Below are 8,880 nucleotides of genomic sequence, written 5' to 3'. Positions count from 1 at the left end.
TCCAAGTGACTGGTTTTTTTTCGTCTAGAGAAAAGTGATAAGACAATAAAGCATCGACGATGGTAGCTCTTTTCTTCAAGGAGAGCCGCTAGGGGATCAAAGGGGTCGTTATCAAGATTACGCTCTAAAGATAAGTAAAAAGCCTGATTTATGATCAGGCTTTTTTTGTCTGAAATTTATCGAAAGACACATCATAAGCTGCCTATCTCTCGTTCCTATGGTCCTCCGTGGGAATGCATGCTCGTCAGCTCTGCAGGCTAGGCACTCAATACTACCCAACATACTTGAGCCGAACTTTAAAGTCATGCACTCTCACGCAGCTTAGATAGAAGCATACTTTCTTTTAGCTACTCTGTGCTGACATTTGCCTTGAGTGAAAGTCTTTGTGATTGTGTTCAGTTTTTAATTAATTAGAATCAATTAGTTATGTGAAAAGCGCAAGAATGATCGCGCTAGACAGATATAAATAGATATTTAAATAACACGCACTCTCTTTAGCTAGGAAAGCTTTTAATTGATAAGTTGGACAAATCTAACATGAGTATTATTAGAAAGGGGGTACAATGAGAAAATTATCAATCATCACACTAGGTGTATCAGACATCGAATTGTCAGCTCAGTTCTATGAGGCTGTGCTTGGGTTAGAGCGCACTGACTATAAATCTGATGAAATCGTCTTCATGGATGTTGATGGGCCTGAGTTGGCGCTATTTCCCAAATCCGAGTTAGCGAAAGATGTTGGTGTTGAGCCCAGTGGTTCTGGTTTTGCAGGTATTACTCTCGCTAGAAATGTCGGGTCGTCTCATGAAGTTCTTCGTTTATTGAGCTGTGCTGAAGCGAACGGAGGGAAAATTGTTAAAGAAGGGCAAGCTGTGTTTTGGGGTGGTTTTTCAGGTTACTTCTCTGACCCTGATGGCTACTTATGGGAAATAGCCGTAGGTTCAGAGAGTTACCGTGCAGAAATAGAGCAAGGCAGAGCACAGAAAGTTTAAGGCGAACTCACTAACACGAGCTAATTTCGCTTACCTCCAGAATGATAAGACTCTCAAAAAAAGTTAAATACATGAGATTTTGATGAAAAAAATTCTAGTTTTTGGCCTGATGGCTTTTACTTCGATATTTACCTGGGCAAGTGATAATAATTCCAAATACCAGCGTGGTGATTGTATTACTCCTATCAAGGTATCCTATTCATGGTATGGAAAGTACGCATTAGTCGAAGCTTATTCTGCTATTGAAGGACTTACGAAAGCCAAATCATATATTTTGGCATTTCCACAAAATGGCTCTAATAGCGTAATTTTTAGCAAGAAGATTGAAAACGCTACAAAGAAGGTTGAAATAAATCTATGTGGAAAATAAAGGTAAAATAGAGTGAAGCCCTTAAGTTTTAGATGTAGTAATTAAATGTGTTTAGTCTTAAACCTTAGAGACCACTATGAATCAATGCCTTTTATTTGATAACGATGGAACCTTGGTAGACAGCGAACGGCTTTGTAACATTGGACTTGTCGTCAAATTCAGAGAACTAGGTGTGAAGCTCGATGCTGATGAACTTGTTATACGGTTTAGAGGCTGGAAGCTGGCGAGCATTCTCGACACTTTATCGATCGAATATGCATTGGTTTTACCTGATGACTTTGTTGCTAGTTACCGTGCGATAGTGACAGATCTTTTTGAAACTGAGCTAAAGCCTGTGGACCATATCGAGGAAACGTTAAAAAACCTATCGCAACCCAAAGCAGTAGTATCGAGTGGACCGGTACACAAAATCAATCAGGCTCTTAGAGTATGTGGTTTGACTAAGTACTTTGAAGGTAACATTTATAGTTCATATGAAGTGAAAATTTGGAAGCCTGATCCTGGCATTTTTTTATACGCAGCTAATAGTATGGGGTTCAAACCAGAGTGCTGTGTTGTTATTGATGATGGCCCTGTTGGCGTTGAGGCAGGTTATAAAGCGGGGATGAAAACGCTATTCTTTAATCGGTTTAATGAAGCTCTTGATTACCCATCGATGGTAAGCTTTAGCTCAATGAAGGAATTGCCAAAGCTTATTTATGCGAAATAAAGAAGATTACTACAGCATTGTAAGATGATTTTAACTAAGTATAAGCATTAGCTTAGTATGGGAATAACCTTGATCGCAGAAGAAAAATTAATAATCTGGATAGCACTATCAGATCTATTTCTTGATACTGATATTGGTGATTTAACTTTTAACTACATCGCTCGAACAGTTATAGAAAAGTAAGTAATCTGTATCAGAGGTTGAAGAGATACTCTGGTATGAAGTTTATCCGGTATTAGAGAGTAACCTTAGAAATGTTGCAGGTAATTGGGAAGGGTGGACGGATGAATGGCTACTTCAAAACTTACCTGCACCAATAAGGACAAATGTTATTCACGGAGAGTCGTTAATAATTAAAGAGATAAAGCGCTGTTGGCAAGAAGTGCTTAAAGCACATGAAAACCAAAATGCTTAATAATTATTACTAATAGTACTATTTTCTCGCTCCCATGATCCTCCGTGGAAATGCAGTCGCATTAATTCCAATACTTTCCGCCAAACTTGAGCTGGAGCTCAAGGCTATACATTCTCATGCAAAGCAAGGAGCGAGCACCTATTCAGTAACTCGCGTTGTTATTTGCCTTAAAGCTCGTTAGCGATTCTTCTATAACCTTGTACCAGTGTGTGGTTAGCTGAGACAACAGACTCAGAGAAGGCGGAATATTCAGGGGGGACTTTGGATATGCTGTTTAGGTCGAAACCTTTACCTATGTTGGTCATAGGTGGCACGTGAAAGCTCTCAGGCAGGTCGAGCCCATCGACAACACAGTTATGGCGGATTACACAGCCTTTGCCGATAAGGGCGTTGAACACCACTGAATTGAAGCCGATAAAGACATCATCTTTCACTTCACAAGGGCCATGGATAATGGAGCGGTGAGCAATGGATGAACGCTCGCCAATGGTTACAGAAGCCCCTGCTTTTGAATGAATGACAACCCCATCTTGGATGTTGGTATCACGCTTGATAAGGATGGCTTGCATCTCACCTTGTTCGTTAACTTCATCGGCACGAATTACCGCATAAGGGCCAATGAAAACGTTGTCTTCAATGATTACCTTGCCACATATGATGGCTGTTGGATCAATAAATGCCGTTTCTGATACTTGCGGCATATGACCACTTGGGTTTCTTCTTAACATATTGATTTCTCGATCTAGATTAAATCTTCTTTTGAATAAAAAGGTTAACGTTTGAAGCTCAGTCGCATAGCTGAATCATCTGTAGCTTTTACCTCTTGGTTATCAAATACCAAATTGCCATTGACCCAAGTGCTTTTTATTTGTGCTGAAAAAGTGTGACCAGCAAAAGGTGTCCAACCGCATTTATAAAGGCTGTTTTCATGTGTAGTAAGTGTAGAAGAGTCGGTATCGACTAACACTAAATCTGCATAGTGACCTTCTCGAATAAAGCCACGATCTTGGATGGCATAACGAATAGCCGGATTGTGTGCTGTTTTCTCTACGACCTGAGTAATACTAAGGGCTTCTCTGTTTACTTGATCAAGCAAGGTTAATAATGCGTGCTGTACAAGCGGCAAGCCTGCGGGTGCTTGATTATATTCGACTTGTTTTTCTTCCCAAGTGTGTGGTGCATGGTCTGTGGCGATAATATCAATTTGACCTGTTTTTAAGGCTTGGATAATCGCAGTACGATCGCTTTCAAACTTGATGGCAGGGTTACATTTAATTTGATTACCTAGTGTTTTATAGTCTTGATTATTAAACCAAAGATGGTGCACACAGGCTTCTGCAGTAATCTGTTTATTTTGAATTGGGCCAGCTTCAAAAAGTGCGAGCTCTTTCTCTGTCGTAATATGCAGAACATGTAGATTGCTTTGGTATTTTTTAGCAAGAGACACGGCATAAGAAGAAGAGGCATAGCAGGCTTCGTCATCTCTTAAAATAGGGTGATCTTCAATCGTAAGAGTATCTTTAGCTGCAAGTAGCTTTTCTGCGTTTTGGGCGATTACTGGGCCGCTTTCACAATGAGTTACGATAAGGACAGGGGAGTCACGAAAGATTGCTTCTAACGCTTCTGGCTTTTCAACTAATAAGTTACCTGTTGATGCCCCCATAAAGACTTTCACACCACAGTGTTTACTAGGGTCTAAGCGTTTAATTTGCTCAAGGTTATCTTCGGTAGCACCCAGATAAAAAGAGTAATTTGCTAGCGAGCTCTCTTTAGCAATATCAAATTTCTTCTCTAGGGCTTCGATGGTGGTAGTGGCAGGGTTTACATTAGGCATTTCCATATAGCTGGTAATACCACCTGCTACAGCGGCACGAGATTCGGTGGCAATGGAGCCTTTATGAGTCAGTCCAGGCTCACGAAAATGTACTTGGTCATCAATCATGCCTGGTAGTAAGTAGCATCCATTTGCATTGATAACTGTATCGTTAGGACCTGGGCTAATATTGCTGTCGATAGCATCAATCCTTTGACCAACAATGCGCACATCAGTTTCTGTAATCTGGCCTTCATTGACGACTCTAGCATTCTTTATGAGGGTGATAGACATGAGTTTTCAGTCTCCTAATATGTTTAAAGGGATTAAGTATTTGATGGGAATTCTCTAGGGTTTGGATTTGCTATGGGTTAGCTAAATTCAATATTTGAAATAGGTATTATGTTTTATAAATTATGATATGTTATATCATAACATTTATTGAATGACATTATATTACTAAGGTATCGATAACCAAAACAATGGCTAAGAAAAGATAGGCTGAAAAAGATAGGAACGGATTAGTCTAAACTGCTTAAGCAACTTAAATCTAATGCAGATACCTTTACCTTGTTTTAAATTGAGTGCTTAGAAAGGATACAACCCAAGCTGCTTATTCATTTTAATCTGATATAGGCCATTCACTATCGTCGACAATAGCTGCGTGAATAAGTTTGTTTCTTAGCTCATTTACATTTTGTTTTAATTCATCTCGAATGAGGCGAATCGCAGGTGAGATTAACTGACGGCTAGGTAGGACTAACCACATCTCAGTGATAGGTATTTGATAGTCGGGAAGCAGTCTTTGTAGGCGTCCAGCCAGTAAATCTTGTGATACATCTATTGCAGACTTCTTCGCAATACCAGCGCCATCTACACACCAACGGCGTACGATATCGCCATCATTAACAACTCGATCGCTTTTAACTTTAATTTTGTACTTGTTTTCACCTTGATAGAACTCCCAAGCATCGTGCATTACTTCGTAAAGCTTATAAAGTAATGTGTTGTGCTCTGATAATTCCTCTAGTGTATCTGGTGCTCCAAACTCTGAGATATAGCTAGGAGAAGCACATAAAAAGTGTGGAATATTGCAAATTTTAAAGCCATAAAGGTTTAAGTTTTGAACGGCCTCTTTAGTCATTGCTCTTAACGCAACATCGACACCGTCTCGGTAAAAATCTACCCTACTGTCACTTACATGCAAACGCAGTCTTAGGTCAGGGTGTTTACTCATTACGTCATTGAGCAAGATGCGCATTAAGTTTCGGCCCATTTCTGATGACATAGCCATTTTTACTTCACCATTAATTGACTGAAGTTCTTCGTTGATTGCCATCTGTCCCTGTTGAAGTAAATCTAGCGCTTGTTGGCAAATAGGAAGATAGCGTTCCCCTTCAGGTGAAAGTCTTATTTGGCGTGTTGTACGTACAAACAGCTGTGCTCCAAGAGACGTTTCAATTCGCTTTAAGGCAACACTGGCTGCAGATGAGCTCATGTCTAGTTGATTGGCCGCCGCAGTTATCGAATGAAGTTCCGCCACTTTTATGAGCACTTGTAGGTCTGCAATCTTCATAAATTTCTCATGTAATTTCGATAAATCATACTCTGAATTTAATGTTTATTATCCATGTTTTAGCGAAAGTTTATTAAATATTTAACTGTTTATCAGGCGAATAACACAGCATAAGATTTTTATTTAATTATGAAACAAGGTTTGACATGAAAATTCTTAAAAAGTTATCCAAGTTTGCACTAGTAACGACATTTATTTCCTCACAGGTATTTGCTGCTGAAGTAGCTTCAAAAGTTGTTGCATCAGATGATATTGAGTGGGGTTATCTTAATCCGCTACGAGGAGCACTTAGCCCAGGTGCTGCAGACCTTTGGGGTGATAGAACAACAGCTACAGCAACAGGCATGTTAGTCCGTTTCAATAAGGGCTTTGAGTCACCACCGCATATCCACAATATTACTTATCGTGGCATAGTTATTGATGGTCTGTTGCATAACGATGATCCTAAAGCAGAAAAAATGTGGATGCCGACAGGTTCATTTTGGACTCAGCCAGCAGGGGAAGATCACACAACCGCTGCCAATGGTGAAACCAACCTTATTTACCTAGAGATAGACTCTGGGCCCTACTTAGTTAAGCCCTCAACAGAAAAGTTTGATAATGGAGAACGACCTTTAAATCTACATCAAAATAATATTGTTTGGTTAACGAATAGCGACCTACATGACATTAAAGCGAAAGGTGTATTAACAACTTATGTTTGGGGTAGCACCGCAAAAATGGGGGGCTCGATGATTAAGCTACCTGCAGGTTTTAAAGGAAGTTTAACCACTAAAGCGAATGAGTTTCGTGCTGTCGTTATTTCGGGGGCTATTAACTACAGTTCAAAGGACTTAACGGTACCACAATTACTAAAAGCGGGTAGCTACCTTGAGTCAGAAGGGCGTTTTACCCATAAATTGGAAAATGATAGCAGTCGTGATGCTATTATCTATATTCGCACTGATGCTAGGTATCAAGTGAACTAACGGTTAAGTGAATAGGCATATGAAAATAGTATTTTTAGCCATGACATTGCTCTTCTCTCTTGTTACACCTTTAAGTGCAGTAGCCTTGCAAGTTAATAATAAGCAGGTCATGGAACTTAAGTGGTTAGATCTTATTCCTGAAAGTGATAGAAGACAAAGTAAAACTTCAGAAGCTCTTATTGAGCATGGCGCAACTAAGGCTTCACAGCCGAAGGTAGGGCGAGTCCGTGATGAACTGAATGAAAAAACAGTGAGGATTCCTGGTTTTGTTATTCCTTTAGAGGGAGATTCAGAAACCATTTCAGAGCTTTTATTGGTTCCATTTTATGGCGCCTGTATTCATGTTCCTCCGCCGCCACCTAATCAAATTATTCATGTTAAATTTGATAAAGCCGCTCCCGTAGCAGCACTATGGGATGTGGTTTATATAACAGGGAAATTGAAAACAATACCTTTGGTAAGCCATAGCTTTGATATTGAGTCTGGATATTCGATAGAAGACGCTTATTTAGAAGAGTATAAGGAAAGCTAAAACTGCGCTTATGAAAGTTGTCAAAGTGATTTGCTTACTTTGTTAAAAGCAAAAAAAAGAGCTTCAGAAAATCTGAAGCTCTTTTTAATTTGGTACCAGTAGGCGGACTCGAACCGCCACGCCTTTCGGCAACGGATTTTGAATCCGTCGTGTCTACCAATTCCACCACACTGGCTTGAAACGTGGAGCGTATTCTATGTGTTTTACTAATTATGTCAACGGTTTATATTAATTTATTTTGAATCCAGCTAAAGGTTTAATCAGATATCTGCTTTTACATATGGATACTCTTGAGGGTGCCGTCCGCCCATAAGCTTGCTTCGCCATAGGAGCGGCTTAATACTAATTTCTCGTTACTCGGAAGCTTACCAATATAGCCCCAATCACTTTGCTCAAGTGCGCAGGCTTTTTTAAGTCTCAGTCCAATGGGGCCTTGATGATGCTGTATGGCATTAATAACCTCTTCATCAATATTGATTTGGTCGAACACCATTTGTTTCTCTAGCTGTAAAATAAGGTCAATGCCTGACATCATACCCGCCATAAAATCAGCATCAGGGTTGTCTGAGTTTTCTTGTATACCAAGTGCTTCGCAACATTTTGCTCGAATTAATAAGAATCTAAAAAGCTCTCTAGGTGGTTGAGAGGAAGAACTAATGGTAATTAGCATTGCCCATTTTTTTATTTGGCTCAAGCCGATATAAACGACGGCTTCTTTTAGGTCGGTGACTTTACGAGTCATGCCACAAATAGGGCTATTTAGTACTCTGAGCAATTGATAAGACAAGGTTGGGTTTTTGCTAATAAGTTGGGTAACTTTATCAATTGAAATATTGTCATTCTGAAGCTCATTAATAAGCTCTAGTGCACTCTCAACCCCCGAGGTAATACGTTTACCTTTAATGATGTTCGGCCTTTGTAAGTAGTAACCTTGGAATAACTGAAAGCCAAGTTTCTTGCAGCACTCATACATTTCAAGGTTTTCAACTTTTTCTGCTAATAAGGTGATTTTCTTTTTTTGTAATACTTGTATATGAGATTTATATTTTTCAGGGTCTGTCGCTAACACATCAATTTTTATCATTTTGATATAAGGGAATAGCTGTGTGTAGCTAGGGTCAAAGTGATAATCATCTAAAACAAATTGATAGCCAGCTTGGTACCAGCGGGCAACTGCTTCGACAAAATCTGGGGTGATTTCTTGGTCTTCTAAAATTTCGATATAAACAAGTTTAGGTTCGATCGGAAAAAAGGCATCAGACATGAGCAACTCACGTGTGATGTTGACAAAATAAGGGGTGCACATCTGAGCTTCTAACTCAGTAATTCCAATGCATAAGTTAATGAGTACTTGGCTAGTCGCTCCTTCGCCATCAATGACATTTGCCATCTCTTCATCACTACTTCTAAAAAGTAACTCATAGCCAAATAACTTTTTATTTGCATCAAAGATGGGTTGTTGAGCCATCATTAAGTCATTGAATACAGAGGGCAAAGAAGACATA

9 protein-coding genes and 1 tRNA gene are annotated in these 8,880 nt (G+C 39.5%); 5 read left to right on the top strand and 5 right to left on the bottom strand.

What is annotated here, in order from left to right:
- Window positions 1–563: 563 nt before the first annotated feature.
- The 3 genes from TW85_RS24100 (at window position 564) to TW85_RS24090 (ending at window position 2,071) form a co-directional block, all read left to right on the top strand.
- Window positions 564–992, top strand: coding sequence for a VOC family protein (locus TW85_RS24100; protein WP_046019688.1), 429 nt, complete (start codon window positions 564–566; stop codon window positions 990–992).
- 82 nt (window positions 993–1,074) lie between these two features.
- Complete coding sequence (locus tag TW85_RS24095; protein ID WP_046019687.1) at window positions 1,075–1,362, top strand: hypothetical protein; 288 nt, start codon at window positions 1,075–1,077, stop codon at window positions 1,360–1,362.
- 76 nt (window positions 1,363–1,438) lie between these two features.
- Window positions 1,439–2,071, top strand: a complete 633-nt coding sequence (locus TW85_RS24090) for an HAD-IA family hydrolase (protein ID WP_046019686.1) — start codon at window positions 1,439–1,441, stop codon at window positions 2,069–2,071.
- A gap of 582 nt (window positions 2,072–2,653) precedes the next feature.
- Here the strand turns inward: TW85_RS24090 and TW85_RS24085 are convergent.
- The 3 genes from TW85_RS24085 to TW85_RS24075 form a co-directional block, all read right to left on the bottom strand.
- The gene (locus TW85_RS24085; RefSeq protein WP_046019685.1) at window positions 2,654–3,214 is read right to left on the bottom strand and encodes a carbonate dehydratase; all 561 of its coding nucleotides are present in this window, start codon (window positions 3,212–3,214) and stop codon (window positions 2,654–2,656) included.
- Between the two features lie 44 nt (window positions 3,215–3,258).
- Window positions 3,259–4,593, bottom strand: coding sequence for a dihydroorotase (locus TW85_RS24080; protein WP_046019684.1), 1,335 nt, complete (start codon window positions 4,591–4,593; stop codon window positions 3,259–3,261).
- Window positions 4,594–4,921: 328 nt separating this feature from the next.
- Window positions 4,922–5,875 (bottom strand): LysR family transcriptional regulator, encoded by a 954-nt coding sequence (locus TW85_RS24075; RefSeq protein WP_046019683.1) that lies wholly within the window; start codon window positions 5,873–5,875, stop codon window positions 4,922–4,924.
- A gap of 146 nt (window positions 5,876–6,021) precedes the next feature.
- Between TW85_RS24075 and TW85_RS24070 the strand changes: the two genes are divergently transcribed.
- Together TW85_RS24070 and TW85_RS24065 are read left to right on the top strand one after the other, a co-directional pair.
- Window positions 6,022–6,843 carry a DUF4437 domain-containing protein gene (locus tag TW85_RS24070; RefSeq protein ID WP_046019682.1) on the top strand — a complete coding sequence of 274 codons (822 nt, stop codon included), beginning with the start codon at window positions 6,022–6,024 and terminating at the stop codon, window positions 6,841–6,843.
- 19 nt (window positions 6,844–6,862) lie between these two features.
- On the top strand, window positions 6,863–7,375 hold the full coding sequence (locus TW85_RS24065; protein WP_046019681.1) for a DUF3299 domain-containing protein: 513 nt from the start codon (window positions 6,863–6,865) through the stop codon (window positions 7,373–7,375).
- A gap of 90 nt (window positions 7,376–7,465) precedes the next feature.
- On the opposite strand, the gene TW85_RS24060 is transcribed toward TW85_RS24065, so the two are convergent.
- Window positions 7,466–7,550 (bottom strand) — tRNA-Leu (locus TW85_RS24060).
- A 99-nt stretch (window positions 7,551–7,649) separates the two neighbouring features.
- Window positions 7,650–8,879, bottom strand: coding sequence for an HDOD domain-containing protein (locus tag TW85_RS24055; RefSeq protein ID WP_046019680.1), 1,230 nt, complete (start codon window positions 8,877–8,879; stop codon window positions 7,650–7,652).
- Between the last annotated feature and the right edge of the window lies 1 nt (window position 8,880).

It is taken from the genome of Marinomonas sp. S3726, from assembly GCF_000967665.1.
GTDB lineage: Bacteria > Pseudomonadota > Gammaproteobacteria > Pseudomonadales > Marinomonadaceae > Marinomonas.
Note: the sequence above shows the minus strand (reverse complement) of the source record. Positions and strands in the feature narration are given on the sequence as shown.